The organism is Vibrio qingdaonensis (assembly GCF_026191675.1).
GTDB lineage: Bacteria > Pseudomonadota > Gammaproteobacteria > Enterobacterales > Vibrionaceae > Vibrio > Vibrio qingdaonensis.
Genome location: NZ_JAKRRY010000219.1, coordinates 1 through 209, shown reverse-complemented (window position 1 = coordinate 209; position 209 = coordinate 1). Strand labels below are relative to the sequence as shown.

General features: G+C 56.5%; 1 pseudogene. It reads left to right on the top strand.

The features are described 5' to 3' along the window. A pseudogene (locus tag MD535_RS26090) lies at nucleotides 1-209 on the top strand (tandem large repeat); the annotation flags it as partial.

Below are 209 nucleotides of genomic sequence, written 5' to 3'. Positions count from 1 at the left end.
TACTTTGAGCGTGAGCGGCACCAACAACCTCGGCGCGGTTGCAACCACGGTGACAGACAGCAGCGTGTCGATGTCACGACTTAAACCCACGTTAACGGGGGCGACGTTTAACCCCACGCATCAAGCGATTGGTCAAAGCGTTGAGGTGACCTTGACGTTTGATAGTGAGATGGAGTCGGCGACGGCGACATTAGGGGGCCAACCGATCA